The organism is Microbacterium sp. A93 (assembly GCF_051842835.1).
This window is the reverse complement of the sequence record NZ_JBPXMT010000003.1, coordinates 107,463-123,880: the sequence shown is the minus strand read 5'-3', so window position 1 is coordinate 123,880 and position 16,418 is coordinate 107,463. Positions and strand designations below refer to the sequence as shown.

Here is a 16,418-nt window from a genome sequence, read left to right as displayed (position 1 = left end):
TTCGGGGTCGGTGCCGTTCAGGTCGGTGCCGTTCAGGTCGGTGCGGTTCAGGACGAGATCGTTCGGGGTCATCGGAGGGTCGTTCATCGGTGCCGCCGTGCCGCGCGCAGGTGGAGCTCGACGCCGGCCGGCAGATAGTCGGCCACCAGGCGCGAGGCCGCCACCAGCAGTTCGGGGCGCCGCAGGTAGGCGTCCACCCCCACCTCGTTGTCGGTCTCCGAGGCGGTCTCCAGGCCCGGGGAGGACAGCACCAGGAAATCCGGATCCCCGATGGTGGTGGACCCGTACGCCGGGGCCGCCTCCGCCGGCCGGAAGCGCCGCGGCGTGCTGGATCCGGCTCCCACCCGGGAGTAGCGCAGACAGTGCACCTGGCGGTGCAGGACCGTCACGGTCCCATCCGCCAGCAGATCCGTTCCGGCCAGGGTCCGTACGGCCACATCCCCGCGGACGGTGCAGCCCTCCACGTCCAGGTGGGCCCCCCGGGCCTGCACGGTCATGGCCCCACCCGGGGGCAGGGGCATGGCGCCGACCTCGGGGCTGAGGATGCTGTCCACCAGTTCGAGGCTCGGGACCCGGTCGTCCGCACTGAGCCCCCCGGCCAGGGACCGGACCATACGAAGGGTGAGCGCCTGGGCGCCGACGTCACCGGCACCCTCGATCCGGATGGTGCCGGTGACGGTGGACTGCGCCACGCTCACCGAGGTCATGCCCTCGGCCCGCACCACCAGGTCTCCGACCACGGTGATGCCGTCCACCACCACAGCGGCCCCCTCGCCTCCCCTGAGGGTGAGGTCCCCGCGGATCACCGGACGCAGACCGTCCGGAGCGTAGTGGCCGGGAACCGGTGGCACCAGGGAACCGTCGGGCAGCCGACGTGGCCCGTAGGAAGCCGCCACCAGCACCAGCCGTGCCGCCGTGGGGATCGTCACGGCCAGATCGCCCCGCCAGGTCCCGGAGTCTGCGAGCGACACCACCACGGTCCCTGCGCCCCCCTCCGCCCAGGACTCCTCGGCGGCGTGCAGGGCCTCGGCCACGTCCCCGCCCTGTCCGGGCGAGACGGGATGTTGGGCTGCCGGCAGGATCGTGGCCCCGGGATACAGGGACGTGTCCACCAGCTGATCCTCATGGACCGCGGCCCGGTCATAGGTGCCGGCGCCGAGGCCCGGCCGGCCACCCACCGCGTGGTCGGTGAGCACCCGCTCAGGGGACGCCGGACTGCCCGGGGTGACGGAGCCGCCGTCGTGGTGGAGGCACAGCTGTCCGGTGACCGGGTCCACGAGGCCGTACCATCCCGCGGGGTCTGCCGGCAGGTCCTCGAGCCCGCGCACCAACAGCCTCCCCGGGCCGAGCGTCATCTGCCCCGGCACTCCGGGTGCGTCCACCAGGGTGACGGCCACCGGGAGCTCGGCCCGGGCCGCCGCGTCCGTCCGGGCCCGGCGGAGCAGGTGCAGCAGCCGGCGGGGGCGCAACGGGATCGGCAGCTCGGCCTCGCCGGCCAGCTGGCCCGGGTCCTCCTCGGCCCTCGGCGGGGCGAAGAGCGGGGTCGGCACGGCCAGGGGGTGCACCCACCAGCACCCGGTGGCGGCATCCGGCGTGGCCTCCGCCCCCCGCAGCGTCTGCACCTCGGTGCCGAAGGAGTAGACCCAGAGGTTGCCGATCCCGTACCTCCCCCGGCCGGAGACCGCACGCCGCACCTCGGCGGTGTGCATCAGCGGGTCCAGGGCGCCGTGGGCCACGGCGGGAGAGGACCGCTCGTCGGTGTCCCGGAGGCCGGCCACCGCCGGACGGTCCAGACGTACGTGGTTCACGTGGACCGTGGCCGCCAGCAGCCGGTGGTGCTCCACCGCCCTCGCCGGGGCACCCACCACGTCCCGCGCCACCTGTTCGGCCACCGCCACGGTCCCCTTGCGGCGCCGGTACTCGACGGTGTTGGCCACCACGGCCCGGCGACCCCGCCCCGGGGGCAGGCCCTCGATGCCCAGCAGGTCCGCCAGATAGGGCAGGGCCCAGTCACCGGCGGTCTCCACGAAGAAGTCGTCGTAGAGGCTCTGGGTATCCTCCTCCAGCACCGTGGCCTCCGCCGCCACGGCCTCCAGCACCGCACGCAGCAGCCCGGTACCGCCGTTCTCGGTGGCGTCCCGGGCCAGCACGTGACGTGGCAGCAGGGCGAAGAGGTCGTCGGCCGTGGTCATCGCGGCTGCCCCCTCAGGCCGTCTCCGGAGAGCACGACGCCGGCCGGCAGCAGGGCGAGCAGCTCGGCCGGGTGCAACACCGGTGGGGATCCGGCCGGGCCTGCCGCCCCGCCGGTCTCCCAGTGGGCCCCGCGGGCGACGAGGAGGGTGCCGGAGTGGTCCGGCGCCCCACGGTCGCCCCGGCCGGTGGGACCCGTCCGGCGCAGGACGGGCATGGTGCAGTAGAGCACCCCGGGCACGGACCGGACGGAGACCAGGATCTCGGCGGCCGTCATCGGCTGGCCGATCCGCCGCACCCCGGCCCCGTGCCGGACGACCAGCTCGTCCCGCACCTCCCGGAGCACCTGCTCACGCCGGTGGTCCGGATCGGTGGCGACGTCCACGCCCACCCCGCAGCCGGCCAGAGTGGCGCGTACCACCCGGAACGGCATCCTCGGGTCCCGGACCGCCTCGATCTGGACGGCGAGCGCGGCCAGCAGTGCCTCACTGGGCTGGACCCCGGCGGTACCGCGAACGCTGAGCACCACGGTGGAGGTCCGGCCGTCCCAGACCTGCTCGGCCGCGGCCTGTCCCACGCCGGCGAAGTTGCGGGCCAGGTCTTCGAAATCCGCCACGGAGACCACCCGGTCCAGGGTGCGGATGCGCTGCGGCGCGGTCCGGCGGGCCTCGGCCAGGGACTCCGGTGGCGCCCAGTCCCGGGTGGGGCCCGGGTTGTCCACCTCCCGGATGCCCAGGGGGCGGCGCATCGGCAGGGACAGCTGTCCGGCCACCAGGGCCCCGGCCTCTCCGATTCCCGCACGGTAGACGGCCACGATGTTCTCGGAGCCGCTCGGTGGGATGACCCCCCGGATGCCGTCACCGAACACCACGTCGGTCTCGAGTGGTCCCGGGGCGGCGCCGTCCACCAGCGCCCGTGGTTCAGAGTGTTCGAGCCGGTACACCCGGTCGGTGGCCCGGGCTGATTCGAAGCCCTCCACCTCGTGCCAGCGCACCCCGTCCACATGGACCTCCAGGGCGGGGACCGCACCGGTCGCCGTGTGCTCCGAGGTCTGCTCCTCACCGGGACGCACGTGGGTCAGAGGTGGGTGCCTCAGCGCGAACCGGAGGTAGGGGCTGAAGCCGTCACCGGAACCCAGCACCTGTGTGGTGGTGGACCCGTGCGTGGCCGCGGCCACGTTGCCGTGCACCACGAGGCCCTCGACCCGGTACCGGTGGGCGGTGGCCGCCGTGAGGGTGAGACGGACCAGCCGCTGCGGTTGGACGAGCGGTTCCCCGCGGGGTCCGGCGTCCACCAGGGTCTCCCGGCAGTCGAGGACGGTTGCCTCCTCCACCCGGTGGAGGCCGTCCACGTCGGTGCCGGACACCAGGACCCGGTGCCCTCCGGGCAGCAGCGGCAGGAACGGTTCCAGGTCCAGGACGGCGGTGTCCTCACCGCCCACCGGGCCACGGGGCTGCCGGCGTGCCTCGGGGATCTCCACGGAGCCGTAGTGGACCATGGCGGCCCGGCGGTCGTAGCGCTCCAGCTTCTCCCCGGTGTCCAGCAGGACCCGCGTGACGGGTCCGGAGATCCCGAAGCGCAGCATCCCGGAGGCCTGCACGTCCTTGACCACGTAGGCCTCGACCTTGTCCTCCTGCTCCAGGACCACCCAGGATCCGGGGATGATGGACGGTTGGTCCCCCGCGACCTCGATCAACGTTGGCGCGTCCTCCTCCGGCAGGTCGAAACCGTCCCAGGTCACCGTGTCCTGACCCGTCCTGTCCTGACCCGGCCTGTCCGGAGGACCGGTGGATCCGGGCGGCAGCTGGCCGTCCGGCCCGATCCGCAGCAGCCCGGGGTCCGGGGCGGTGGCCCCGAAGAGCCGGCCCCGCTCGGGCAGGTGCCAGATCCGCTGGCGCCGGGTGCCGACCAGGGGCCGGAACGGCAGGAAGCCCAGGGTGCGGTCCAGGCGGAGCAGGGTCCAGCCGGGGTGGTCGGGTGGGTCCACGGTCACCTCGTCCAGGCGGCGCAGGTCGAAGCTCTCCTCGTCCACTCCCGAGGAGGTGCCGGGGCGGAACTGAAGGCGCTCGTCGCCGGCGATCAACACCGCATCCCCGCGCCGCAGGCCCCGGTTGCCGCCCCGCAGCCAGACCTCCCGAGCCCCGTAGCGCAGCACCTGCGGTTCGGTGGCCGCCGCGGGGATCTCATTCCAGGCGGCGTGCGCCTGGAGGTCTTCCCCGGTCTCGAAGACCTGCGGCACCTGCCCGGGGCCGGGGATGGACTGCACGGGGGTACCGGCCGGCACGGTGGCCTCCCGCTCCCCGGTACCGGCGTCCTCCACCTGGAACACGAGATCCGCGGAGGCCGAGAGCCCGGGGCGCAGCTCATGGCCCAGGGTTCGCGCCAGCTCGCGGACGGACCGCCGCTCGGTGGCCGTGCGCAGGTACCCCTCGGTGGCATGGCGTTCGGAGTAGAAGCACACGATGTCCACCACCATGGCGAAGGCATCCAACAGTGCCACCCCGGGTTCGGAGGTCGGCTGCGTGGCCAACCCACGGACGGCCGGCGGGTGGTGGGGGGCTGCCAGCCCGGCGCGCTGGGCCGCGAGGGACTGCGGATGGGTTCGGGCCTTCCTCTCCAGCCGGGGCTGCCCGGCCGTGGTCTCGGTCATGGGTGGCCTCCGCCCTCGCCCAGGGTGACCTCGACGCGGCCGAACTCGGGCTGGTTGGGGTCCGAGTCGCACCGGATGACCTCCCGGGCCCCGGCCTGCAGCAGCCCCGCGAGGAGGTGCCCTCGAGCCTGCACGTCGGTGTCCGTGAGGCGGCGCAGCTGCGTCGGCTCGATCCAGGCGATCCCCGGCACCTGCATCGCCGTACCGACCACGTCAGAGAGCCGGACGGGGGTGCCGAAGGTCAACCGGTCCGGGTGGAACAGCCCCCGGGTCCCGTCCGGCAGCACGCCCGCCGAGAGCAATCGGCGGATGCGGAAGGCCACGTCCACGGCCCGGTATCCGGCGAGCACACACCCGGTCAGCGTCAGCCGGACCGGCACCCAGAGCGGCCGGCGGACCTCGACGTCGATGGCCGCCATCCGCCGGGACTCCAGCCGCTCCAGCACCCGTCCGGGCAGCCCCGGGTCCGGAGCCAGGGAGCTGCCCCGGTCCTGAACGGGATCCACCATCACCTCCACCGCATGCCAGGAGCCGGTCCACCGCCGCCGTGCCACGGCCCGCTGCACGCCGTCGACCGCCTCCGCCACGTCCTGGTGGTCCTGGGTGTTCACCGCCCGTTCCTGCCGACCGATCAACCGTGGCGCCATTTGGCGGACGGTGGCCGAGGGCTCCGGATCGCTGCCACCCCGTGCGGACACCGGATTCCATACCCGTCGGACACCCGCGGGGAAGACCACCTCATGGCCCGGGCCTAAGAGTGTCTCGGTGAGGGCCCCGGGGGCCACGTTGCCCCCGGCACCGGGGCCGACCCGGTAGGTGGCGGTGAAGTCCGTGCCGTCGGCGGGTTCCCGCCCGAAGGTGCCGTCCCCGAACCGCAGCCATGTCGCGGTGGGACTTCCGTCCGCACCGGGTCCGCGGGGATCGGGTTCCGGCTCGGCGACGAGGTGTGTGTCCAGGGCGGAGCTGGCGATCAGGTCCGGCCGCACCGCCCAGGTGCGGGAGCCGTCGTCGAGCCCCACGGCCGCGCGGGCCCGGGCGGGATCCGTTTCCAGCGCGGCGCGGGCGCTGGGCGCCCCACCGGTGGGGCCGGCCTCCGGGTCCACCGCATGGACCCAGACCACACCGGGACGGGACAGCCGGGGCCGGTAGGCGGTCCGCGGGCGGCCATCGAACAGCCCTGCCGCACCGCCGCCGTCGTGCACCTGGTCCAGCCTCTCCCCCCGGAGGGTGGCTCCTGCATCGGCCAGGACCACGTTGCACAGCGCCACCGCCCGGACCACGGGGCGCCCGTCGCCTCCTGGCTCGGACACCACCAGGGGTGCATCCAGGGCGTCTGTGGTCTCCCAGCGGATCTCCCAGACGGTGGTCCCCGGCGCATAGGCGTCGGCGATCACCACCGGATCGCGGGACAGCCGGACGGCCTGACGGTGTCCTGGGTCACCGTTCCACGGTTCCGGCCGGCCTCCGTGGGGCAGTTCGGCCAGCACGATGACGTCTCCGGCCACCAGCCCGGGGTCCACGCCAGCCGGTGTGGCCAGGAACGCGGCGGTGGACCCGGCGGCCAGGACATGGTCACGGTCGGACCAGGGGTGCAGTTCGATCATGTTGCGGCTGGGCCGCACGGCGACCCCACGGGTGGTCTCGAAGACGGTGGCTCCGGCCTCGTGGGCCTGGACCGGAGTACGGGGGGTCCCCGGGACCGCGGGGTCCACGCCGACATCGGCCACGCCCGCCCCGGCTGCGAGGTCCACCGCGCCCTCCACCTCCAGGGCCAACCAGGTCCGGGCCGCGCAGCCCTCCTGGACCGGGTAGCCCAGCAACCGCGCGTGACGCCGCACCGAGGTGCGCCGGCGGGCGGTGCTCAGGTAGGCCTCCACCACGGCGGCATCCTGGCGGTAGGCGTGCACGTCGCCCAGGTGCGCCATCAGCTCCAGGAGCATCACCGTCCCGTCCGCGCTGGACTCCTCCCGCCAGCCGGGGACCAGGGAGGCCATCCGGTCCATCAGGCGCTGGCGCAGGGCCGGGTAGTCGCGGGCCGTGTAATCCAGCACCGGGTGTTCCCCGACATCCGGCAGGCCGGGGGCCGGGGAGCGGCAGTCGAAGGGGTTCGGGCAGTCGATGGCGAAGGAGAACCGGTCCTGAGCCAGGGGGGCGTCCAGCTCCGCCGGGAGCCCCGCACCCGCGTCATCCCGCAGGATCCGCAGCACATACCCGGACAGGTCACCCCAACCCCTGGTCCGCACGACCAGGACGCGGTCCCGCCGCGAGGGGTCCACCACGGCCGACACCAGGCGGCGGTCCCGCCCCTTCAGCCCCGGCGGCAGGGTGGGGACCGGGCCGCCCTCCGCCCCGGTGACGGCCCGGGCGGGGTACGCCCAGACGACCTCCACGGGGTTCACTGCGGGGTCCTGGCGCACCCCACCGGTGATCGCCACACGGGAGGCGTCCCAGCCGGAAGGCACCGGGCCCCGCATCAGCTGCACCAACAGGGTGCGCCAGCGCGGCAACCGGTGGCGTTCACTGAGCACCTCCATGGTGCGTTCCATGGAGACGACCTCCACGAAGTCGATGCCGGTGGGTTCCGGGGCCTCAGAGCCGGCGACGGCGGCCCGTCGGGCCTCGCGGTCCACCACACCCAGCAGGGCGGCGGGGACGTCGGCCAGACGGGCGCGGTGGTCAGCGGTGCTCATGGGGCACCTCCCGTCCCGGCGGACCCCGTGGGGCCGACAGAACCGGTGGGGCTGGTGGGGCTGGACACCGTCAGGCTCCGGCTCTCCCCGGCCGGCAGATGGTGGGGTTGGTAGCGCACCGTGACGTGCACCGCCGTCTCCTCGACGCGGATCGAGACCTCCTCCACCCGGAGCAGGTCACCCAGAGCGTCCTGCAGTGCACCGGTGACCAGTGCGGTGGTGGTCTCGGCCAGTGCCGCGCCGATGGGTTCGAAGACCAGGTCCAACAGTCCGGAGCCGAACCCGGGACGGTGGAGGCGCTCACCGGGCCGGGTGAACAGCACCTGCTCCACCAGTGAAGCCAACCAGCGCTCGCGGGACACGGTGTCCACCCGGCCCCGGGCGTCCAGTCGCAGGGGGAAGCCCACCATGGTCCTCATGTGCCCACCGCCCGAGACTGGACGGAGACCACCATCAGGGGCACCCCGGTGGGAACGCAGGTCGCCATCCCGGTGGCAAGCACCAGGGGTTGGTTCATGCTGGTGACCCGCAGGCTGGAGACCGTCCAGGTCGCCGTGGCGCACGGCCCGCCCGCGTTCGGTGGGAAGGGACAGCCGGCGATGCTCCAGGGGGCGGTGGCCAGGATTGCAGGACTGCCGTCCACCAGCACGCGGGCGGCCGGGGAGGTGCCCTGGGCCTGCCCGGCGTGGGAGCACTGCACGGTGGAGGCGGTGGTGACGAGTGGCCCGGTCATCACAGCACCTCCAGAGCGCCGTCGTTGATCTTCACGGAGACCCCGTTGAGCTGGACCTTGGAGGCCCCGACACTCAGTTCCACGCCGGAGGACGAGGCCGTGATCGTCACCGGGTTGGCCACCGCCGGAGAGCTGATCTCCAGGGTCAGGCCGCCGGCCCCCGGGGTGGAGTCGAGGGTGAGGGTGATCCCGTCCGTCTTCAGCACGGCCGTGCCCGGCAGCCCGGTCGCCGAGGGTGGTGTGCCCTGCGTCCAGAACCCGCCCATCACCACCGGACGGTCGATGTCCCCGGCCTCGAAGACCACCCAGACCTCGGCTCCGACCGCGGGGACCAGGAACAGCCCCAGGCCGTCCCCGCTGCAGGGGGTGCAGGGCAGGGCCCAGTTGAAGCGTCCCTCACCGGTCACGGCGGGGACCTGCACCTGCACCCGTCCCTGGCGTTTCGGGTCCACGTTGTTGGTCACCGTGCCTCGGTGCATGCCGTATTCGCGCTGCCCGTTCATGGCCGGACCGCCGGGACAGTGGAACCGTGGCCGTCGCGGGCGAGCGTGAAGTCCTGGGTCCAGGACCCCGGCGCCAGGTGGTGCTCCACACCGCGGACGTACCAGTACCCGTCATGGGCCCAGCCGGCGCCCCGGACCCCCACCAGGCCGCGGGGCCGCAGCACGGCCCCGTACCGGGCGCCGTCGAGGGTCCCGGTGGCGGTGACCGCATCGGCGGCACGGTCCACCTCCGCCTGGGCCCGCGCCTGCGTCCCCGCCGCGGAGGCGCCGGCCGTGCGGTGCAGACGCACCCGGGTGTCACCGGGACGGGTGGTGGCCAGGGGTTGGGCGGACAACGGCATCCGCGTGGGCGGGCCCGTCCGCACCGAGGTGGTCTGGCCGGTCCGGGCATCGGTGTCCCGGCCGGTGACCTGCACCGGTTCATGGGCGTCCAGGGTGAAGGTGAGATCCCCCGTGACGTTGGCGGTGGGCAGCTGGCCCACGGTGATGGCCCGTTGGGGCACGCCCACCCGGACCGGCGGGCCCCAGTAGAACGTGCTCATCCCGGCCAGCGGGCCGGGGACGGCATAGGTGACGTAGCCATGGTGTCCGGCCAGCTCCACCAGGTGGGCCAGGTCGGTGTTCCGCTGCTGGGGGACCCGGTCGACCGGCAGGGGTGGGTCCATGTCCGAGGGGGGCAGCGCCTGGGGGATGATGCCCCGGGCCGCATAGCCGGCCAGGATCATCAGGACCTGCGGGTAGTCGTCCATCGGCAGTTCCCTGGACATCTCCTCCCGGTCCAGGAGCCAGGTGACGTCCACGCCCGTCAGCACCAGCCGGGAGGCCCCCGGCCCGGCACCGGGCCGGTGCTCCACCTGGGTGGTGAAGCCGTCGAAGAGCACCATCGGCAGGCCCGATGAGGTCAGGATGATCGAGACCCGGGAACCCGATTGCAACGCGGGCAGGGACAGCAGGGGCGAGTCCATCAGGTCAGCGGGACCGGAGCGGCCTGCGTCGAACTCCAGGCTGAACGCCGAGCGTTCCCCGTCCGTCTCGCGCACGCCGACTCCCAGCAGCCGGGCCGCGACGGAGGCGGGTAGGGGCACGGGGATCACGGGTCCGGCCAGGACCGCCACGTGGGTGCCAAGATCCATGGAGGCACCGCCCTACAGTTCCGGGGTGGGAATCGCCACCACGTCCCCGGGCCGGGCCGTCAGCTCACCCGGGTCCAGCACCCGGTGGGCGTCGGCGATCCGCCACCAGGCCGTGGAGTCGCCGAGGTACCGGGCGGCCAGGGTATCGGGCCGGTCCCCGGAGAGGACCCGGTGGTGGGCCAGCGGTGGAACCGTCGGATCGTGTGGCTCCGGCCGGCGGAGCAGATACCGCACGGTGCGCTCTCCACCCCTGCCGTCGGGGACCTGCAGTTCCGCTGTTCCCGTGCGCTCATACCGTCCCGTCATCTCATCCCTCCTCGGTCAGTGCGGCGGCGGGGGCCAGCAGGGCGACGGCTTCCTTCAGGCCCTGATGCACCACGGACAGGGCATGACCGGGGTCCGAGACGGGCAGGTCGGAGTAGGTCAGGACGCGGGCGGAGACGGCCACGGTGGCACGGATGGGTGAGAGGTCGGGGCCGAAGGCCTGTTCGGTGACGGTCAGACCCTCCAGGGACACCGGGACCACCAGTCGCGGCCCCAGGGTCAGCACCGTCAGCGGGGCCTGCGGCGGCAGGATCTCGATCACGCCGGCGGCCTGGGCCAGGGAGTTCGCCACGACCTGGGCGATGCTCGGATACAGGATCAGCTCCAGGGCCGCGAGCCGGGCGGCCACACCGATCCCGGCCAGCGGGCGCCCCTCCCCCACGTTGTCCGCGGCGTCCAGTTCCAGGGTCAGCTTGATGGACTCCGCCCCGGCACCCCACAGCCGGCGCACGTCCGTGCCCGCCCCGGCCGTGGACGGTGCCTGGAGCGGGGAGATCTCCCGCACGACCTCGTCGGGGTTGTACTGGAACGGCACGATCCGTGGCGGAGGGTTGGCCGGATCGACCGACACCAGCGCGCCCCGGACAGTGCGCGGACTGAGCGGACTGGCCATGCAGACAGCTTGGCGGCCGCTCGTCACCGACCCGTCACGGCGTCAGGGAGCCGCCGATCACGCGTGCCACCTCGGCGTTCTCGAGATAACCGACCACCGCGTGTGGCTCCTCGCCGGCGTCCACCGTCAGGTCCCGGATCTGTCCGTCCACGGCCTGGGCCAGGTGGGGTCCCAGGGGGTTCAGGATGGCAACCACATCCCGCACATCGAAGCCGTTCTGCCAGGCGCCGGCGCTCGCGGGAACCGTGGCCGGCACCGGCGCCGGGGACACTCCCCCGTGGCCCAGCAGATGCTTCTGCACCGCGGGCAGGCCCAGCGGGCTGCCGGTCGTCACCAGCAGGGACACGTGGCGGCCGGGGTCCATCCGTGTCAACAGGTCGTAAGCCACCACGCTGCCCAGGCTGTGGGCGAGCAGCACCAGCGGCTCACCCGGATCGACCGTGGCCAGCTCCTGCTCGACGATCCCCAGAACCGTGTCCCGCACCTGGGTGCAGCCCAGGTAATAGGCCACATCCGTGAAATGGCTCTCGATCACGCTCGCCGAGACGCCGGCCTGCCGGGCCAGATATTGCAGGGCGTCCCGTAGCCACGGGATCCGCAGCAGCTCGTCCAGATTCCACCACGGACGCCCGACGCCGGCCGGGACACCGCGCGCCGTCGGCTCATGGTCCGGCGGGATCGGCTCGCGGCCCGCGGAGGGCGGGTGCGCCGACAGGTGGGCCACGACGTCATTGATCAGGTGCGCTTTGACCTCGCAGACCGCCTGGAGGTCGTCCGGCATCGGCTGGCCCGTGGTCCAGATTGCCAGGTCGGGGCCGGGGCCACTGCCCTCCCGTGCATCCACGGCATCACGGAAGGCGTTGCCGTAGAAGGGGAACAGCACCCGCGTGTCCTGCGGCACCGGGTCCATCCCGGCACCCGTCAGCCCGGTGTTCAGTGCCTGCAGCCACCGTCCGCGGATATCCGCCGCGAAGGCGGGGACGCGGTCGGCGGGGAAGTCTCGCGGGGTGTGCTGCCCGCGTCCGTGGATCAGCAGCAGCGTGGTCATGACCCTCCTCGTGACGGAACCGGTGGCGCCGGCCTGCACGTGTCCAGCCCGGTGCGTGAGTCGAGGATACTCCGTGCCCCGCCCAGCCGGACGGACTCATGCCGGGCGGGGATGCTGGCCATCGCCAGACGGGCCAGGCGCAGCGCCGGGCGGTATTCCCGCAGGCATTGTTCCAGGCGCGCTTCGGCCACGGCGACCGGTGGGCGGTGGGATCGTGCGTCCTCCGGACCGGGCGGCCAGCCGCCGTGCGGCGGGGGAGCTGCCGTTGGCCTTGCAGGCTCACCCGGCGCGGTCCCTGTCACGGCGGGGGTCACTGCGGGGGGCACGGAAGGGGTCACGGAGGCGACGGGGAGAAGCGGTGTTGCGTCCCGCGGGTAGTGATGACCGGTGGGTGTGGTGACCGCCAGTCCCTCCGGATCGGCCTCATGGGTCCAGCCGGGTCTCTCCTTGGTGAAGTTGCACGCTGCGCACAAGCCCGAACCATTCTCGAAGCTGGTGGGCCCGCCGTCCCGGTATGCCAAGACGTGGTCCGCATGCCGGATGGGTGCTTCGCACCAGGGGGTGCGGCAGACGTCGTCACGCAGCAGGATCATCCGGCGCAGCAGCGGTGGGAAGACCCGGTTCCGCGAGTCCATGGACACCAGCTGACCGTCCGCCGGCCGGGTGTAGAGCCGCCGGAGGAAGACCTCTGCCTCAGGATCGCTCAGTATCCGCCGTGCCGTCTCGGCGGGCAGGGGTCCCTGCCCGGGGATCCAGGCCGGGTCCGGATCCGATCCCAGCAGGGCGCCGTCCGTCATCACCAGGTGGACCTCCACCGGGACGGCAGCCGCCGAGAGCTGCCCGGTCAGGCGTTCCACCAGGAGATCGGCGGTGATCTGGTCCTGTGTCCGGGCCTGTTCGTCCCCCACCCCCACGGCCGTGGCGGCATCACGCTTCAGCGAGGCCAGGGCGGCTACGGCCTGTGGCAGGGGCAGCAGTGCCGTCAGGTACGCCATCCCGCCCGGGGCCGGCCGCACACCGACGCGGCGTTCTCGGACCGAGCGCTCCAGGTGGCGCACGGCCTCCTCCTGGTCGAGGCGTTGCGCGTGGGCCTTGGCCTCGGCGGCCAGCCGCCGGGTGCCCACCCGTCCCAGGCGTTCGGACATCAGGGCGTCGACGTCCCGGCGGGACTCCACCGGCAACCAGGCCGTCTCACGGACCATCACCGTGGCCTGGTACTCCGAGATGGTTCCCGTGGACAGGGCGCCCAGGGTGTGCGGCATCTCCCGGCACAGCGCCCGGGCCAGGCCCAGGTGGCGACCGCCCTGGTGGGCCGGGTCGCGGCGGGCCAGGGCGATCTCGGCACCCAGACCCTGACACAGCTTGTCCGCCGGCAGACCTTCAGCGGCCTCTCGGTCACGGCGCAGGCCGTCCAGGGCCACCGATTCCCGGGCCTGGGCAGCTGCGCAGGCGCCCTTGATCTCCTCCAAGACGCGGAGCCGGTCGATCGCCTCGCCCTCCGCCGCGGCCGGGTCCAGGGCACCCAGGGAGTCCCGCAGTGACCGCAGCCCCTCGAGGATCGGCAACGGTGCGCGTCCCTCCGCCGCGGTGACCTGTTCGGTCCCGCCACCGTTCCGAAACACGGGGTGAAGAGTGGCTGCCTGCTTCATGATCCCAGGCTATAAACCCTCACGGACACGATAAGGATCCCGGCCGCGAACGGTACAAGCACGGCAGGATCCGTGGACCACCCCTCAGGAGCCGGCGCTGACCAGCCCCGACTCGTAGGCGGTGACCACGATCTGGGTCCTGTCCCGTAGCCCGAGCTTGGCCAGGATCCTGGACACGTGCGTCTTGATGGTCTGCTCGGACAGGAACAGCTCGGCGGCGAGCTCCGCATTGGACCGGCCGGTGGCCACCAGCCGCATCACGTCCAGCTCCCGTTCCGTCAAGGCCTTCAGCACGGTGGTGTCCGGCGTCCGGATGGCCGGCCGGGACACATAGTCGGCGATGAGCTTCTGGGTGACGGACGGGGCCAGCAACGCCTCTCCGCCGGCGACCACCCGCACGGCACCGGCCAGGTCCTCGGCGGTGGCGTCCTTGAGCAGGAATCCGCTGGCCCCGGCCTGCAGGGCGGCGAAGACGTACTCGTCCGCGTCGAAGGTGGTCAGCATGATCACGCGCGGGTGCAGGTCTCCGGGCATCGCGAAGACCGCCCGCGTGGCATCCAATCCGTTGACCAGTGGCATGCGGATGTCCATGAGCACCACGTCAGGACGGGTGGTGCGCACGAGGTCCACCACCTCCGAGCCGTCGGCCGCGCTCCCGACCACACTCATGTCCTCCTGCGCGTCCAACAGCGCGCCGAACCCCTGGCGCACCATGGCCTGGTCGTCCACGATCAGGATGCGGATGGGGTGCGCACCGGAGAAGTCCCCCGTGGACACCGTCGAAGGATTGCTCACGCCGCCAGCCTATCGCCGTCCCCCGCAGGTCCCCCGCAGGTATCCCACCAGACACCCAGGTTCACCCGCCCGGGTGACGACCGGCCGAGGCCCGCACCCTAGTTTCAACATCATGAACCACACCCTCCGCCGCCTCGGCCGCGACTACGCCTACGTCCTGCCCGGTTTCGTCCTCTCCCTCGTGGCCTTCATCCTGCTCGTCCCGCTCTTCTCACTCGCCCTGGGCACCGTCGTCGTCTCGGTCGGCGTCTGGCTCCTGCCGATCGTGCTGCTCGTCGCCGCCGGTTTCGCCGAGCTCTCTCGCCGCCGGGTCCGCCTCTGGGGCGGCCGGCTGGAGCAGCCCGTCTACCGCGGGCGCGGCAGCGGGTTCAACGGTGCCCTGAGGTATCTCACCGATCCGCGCCGGTGGCTGGACCTGCTGTTCGAGACCCTGATCGCCTTCCCGATGCGCATCGTCACCTTCGTGGTGTCCGTCACCTGGACCGCGGTGGCCCTCGGTGGACTCACCTACGTCCTCTGGGGTCACTTCATCCCGCGGACCGACCACGATTTCCCACTGGTCGGCGGCATGCTCCAGGCCCTGACCGGCAGTTCCATCCCGGACGGCCTCGCCACCAGCTACCTGGTGGAGTCCATCGTCTATCTCGCCCTCGGGGTCCTCTTCACCCTCACCCTCCCGCTGGTCATGCGGGGGATCGCCCTGCTGGACGCCAGCACGACGACGGCCGCGCTGGGTGCCGCTCCGGCGTCCGGTCCCGCAGTGGCCCGGGTAGCGTGACGACCATGCACGCCTCCCCGCGCGAGCCCCTGGCCAAGGTCACGGGCAAGACCACCGCGAGCTTCTCCGCCACCGGCTGGCTATACGTCCTCACGGGCTTCGGTGCCGTGGCCCAGCTGGCGATCGGCTGGCCGGTCCTGGCCGCGGTCCACGGGGCGCACGTGCTGTGGGCCATGATCGCCGCCATGCTCCTCGCCGCCGCCCTGCCCGTGAGCGTCTCGCGCCCACGGCTCGGCATCCTGCTCGGGGCCGCCGGAGCCCTGCTCTCCGCCCTGACCGTGAATCTGGACTCCGGTCCCTGGCCGTGGCCGGTCACGACTCTGCTCTGGTATGTGTTCCTCGTGCTGCTGATCGCCGCCACCGCGGGATGGCGGACGGGTGCTGCCGCCGTGCTGACCGGGGCGGTGATCTCGGCGCTGACCCTCACCGTTGCTGTGACCTTCGGGATCTATCCCGCCGCCGCCCTCGGGCCGTTGCTGGGCAACGCCTTCCTGTGCCTCGCCCTCACCGCTGCCGCCCTCTCCATCGGCACGGCGCTACGCCAGCTGACCAGCAGCCGCCGGCAGCTCGTGCAGGAACGCCGGCTCACCGCCGAGGAGGAGACCAAGCGGCGCGAGCTGCAGCAACGCAACCGGATCGCCCAGGAACTGCACGATGTGGTGGCCCATTCCCTGTCCGTCATCTCCGTCCAGGCCACTACCGCCCCCTACCGGCTGCCGGGGATGGACGAGTCCACGCTCGGCGAGTTCGACTCGATCGCCGGCTCCTCCCGGCGCGCCCTGAGCGAGATGCGCGGGCTGCTGGCGGTGCTGCGCGGAGACGACGCCGCGCAGCTGGCACCCCAACCCACCATCGCGGACATCCCCAGCCTCGTGGCCAGCACCCGGTCCTCCGGGGCCACCGTGGACCTGGAGATCGATCCGGAGCTGCTGCCCCAACGGGGCACGGCCCCCTCCCACGGCACCTCCGGACCGGGTGGGCCGAGCGCGGCGGGCGACTGGTCCGCCGTCGTGCCCCCGGCCACCGGGCTCACCGCCTACCGGCTGGTCCAGGAGGCGGTGAGCAACGCCCTGCGCCACGCTCCCGGCGCGGCGATCCGCGTGCAGGTCACGGTGGGCGACCTGATCGGGGTCCGGGTGGTGAACGGACCGTCCACCCGCACGCTGGCGGTCCCGGCTCCCGGAGCCGGGCTCGGGCTGAAGGGGATCCGCGAGCGCGTCGGCGCCCTCGGTGGCACGGTGACGGCTGGCCCGACGCCGGACGGGGGCTTCACCGTGAAGGCCCGCCTGCCGCTGTGATCTGGTGTGTCGCC

The 16,418-nt window shown here is 73.0% G+C and carries 14 protein-coding genes; 2 read left to right on the top strand and 12 right to left on the bottom strand.

All coding sequences use genetic code 11. The annotated features are described in order from the left end of the window. Window positions 1–83 precede the first annotated feature (83 nt). The 12 genes from ACSU1G_RS08665 to ACSU1G_RS08610 all read right to left on the bottom strand — a co-directional run bounded on the left by ACSU1G_RS08665 (window position 84) and on the right by ACSU1G_RS08610 (window position 14,328). Complete coding sequence (locus ACSU1G_RS08665; protein WP_439279525.1) at window positions 84–2,192, bottom strand: hypothetical protein; 2,109 nt, start codon at window positions 2,190–2,192, stop codon at window positions 84–86. Continuing rightward, on the bottom strand, window positions 2,189–4,840 hold the full coding sequence (locus ACSU1G_RS08660) for a hypothetical protein (protein WP_439279524.1): 2,652 nt from the start codon (window positions 4,838–4,840) through the stop codon (window positions 2,189–2,191). Before ACSU1G_RS08660 ends, ACSU1G_RS08665 begins: the two co-directional genes overlap by 4 nt. Further along, window positions 4,837–7,530, bottom strand: coding sequence for a baseplate J/gp47 family protein (locus tag ACSU1G_RS08655; RefSeq protein ID WP_439279523.1), 2,694 nt, complete (start codon window positions 7,528–7,530; stop codon window positions 4,837–4,839). The genes ACSU1G_RS08660 and ACSU1G_RS08655 overlap by 4 nt, the downstream gene beginning before the upstream one ends. Beyond that, window positions 7,527–7,949: a GPW/gp25 family protein gene (locus ACSU1G_RS08650; protein ID WP_439279522.1), complete on the bottom strand. Its 423-nt coding sequence runs from the start codon at window positions 7,947–7,949 to the stop codon at window positions 7,527–7,529. Before ACSU1G_RS08650 ends, ACSU1G_RS08655 begins: the two co-directional genes overlap by 4 nt. After that, on the bottom strand, window positions 7,946–8,263 hold the full coding sequence (locus tag ACSU1G_RS08645; RefSeq protein WP_439279521.1) for a hypothetical protein: 318 nt from the start codon (window positions 8,261–8,263) through the stop codon (window positions 7,946–7,948). The genes ACSU1G_RS08650 and ACSU1G_RS08645 overlap by 4 nt, the downstream gene beginning before the upstream one ends. Next, a complete protein-coding gene (locus ACSU1G_RS08640) occupies window positions 8,263–8,766 on the bottom strand; it encodes a phage baseplate assembly protein V (protein ID WP_439279520.1) in 504 nt (167 codons plus the stop codon). The genes ACSU1G_RS08645 and ACSU1G_RS08640 overlap by 1 nt, the downstream gene beginning before the upstream one ends. Then, the gene (locus tag ACSU1G_RS08635) at window positions 8,763–9,899 is read right to left on the bottom strand and encodes a hypothetical protein (protein WP_439279519.1); all 1,137 of its coding nucleotides are present in this window, start codon (window positions 9,897–9,899) and stop codon (window positions 8,763–8,765) included. The genes ACSU1G_RS08640 and ACSU1G_RS08635 overlap by 4 nt, the downstream gene beginning before the upstream one ends. A gap of 12 nt (window positions 9,900–9,911) precedes the next feature. After that, window positions 9,912–10,205, bottom strand: a complete 294-nt coding sequence (locus ACSU1G_RS08630) for a hypothetical protein (RefSeq protein ID WP_439279518.1) — start codon at window positions 10,203–10,205, stop codon at window positions 9,912–9,914. Between the two features lies 1 nt (window position 10,206). After that, window positions 10,207–10,836: a hypothetical protein gene (locus ACSU1G_RS08625; protein WP_439279517.1), complete on the bottom strand. Its 630-nt coding sequence runs from the start codon at window positions 10,834–10,836 to the stop codon at window positions 10,207–10,209. A gap of 34 nt (window positions 10,837–10,870) precedes the next feature. Beyond that, window positions 10,871–11,884, bottom strand: coding sequence for a hypothetical protein (locus ACSU1G_RS08620; RefSeq protein WP_439279516.1), 1,014 nt, complete (start codon window positions 11,882–11,884; stop codon window positions 10,871–10,873). Further along, window positions 11,881–13,533: an HNH endonuclease gene (locus ACSU1G_RS08615; protein WP_439279515.1), complete on the bottom strand. Its 1,653-nt coding sequence runs from the start codon at window positions 13,531–13,533 to the stop codon at window positions 11,881–11,883. The genes ACSU1G_RS08620 and ACSU1G_RS08615 overlap by 4 nt, the downstream gene beginning before the upstream one ends. Before the next feature lie 84 nt (window positions 13,534–13,617). Continuing rightward, window positions 13,618–14,328, bottom strand: a complete 711-nt coding sequence (locus tag ACSU1G_RS08610) for a response regulator (protein WP_439279514.1) — start codon at window positions 14,326–14,328, stop codon at window positions 13,618–13,620. A gap of 112 nt (window positions 14,329–14,440) precedes the next feature. On the opposite strand from ACSU1G_RS08610, the gene ACSU1G_RS08605 reads away from it, so the two are divergent. Both ACSU1G_RS08605 and ACSU1G_RS08600 read left to right on the top strand, forming a co-directional pair. Next, window positions 14,441–15,106 (top strand): sensor domain-containing protein, encoded by a 666-nt coding sequence (locus ACSU1G_RS08605; protein WP_439279513.1) that lies wholly within the window; start codon window positions 14,441–14,443, stop codon window positions 15,104–15,106. 5 nt (window positions 15,107–15,111) lie between these two features. Then, window positions 15,112–16,404, top strand: a complete 1,293-nt coding sequence (locus ACSU1G_RS08600) for a sensor histidine kinase (protein ID WP_439279512.1) — start codon at window positions 15,112–15,114, stop codon at window positions 16,402–16,404. Window positions 16,405–16,418 lie beyond the last annotated feature (14 nt).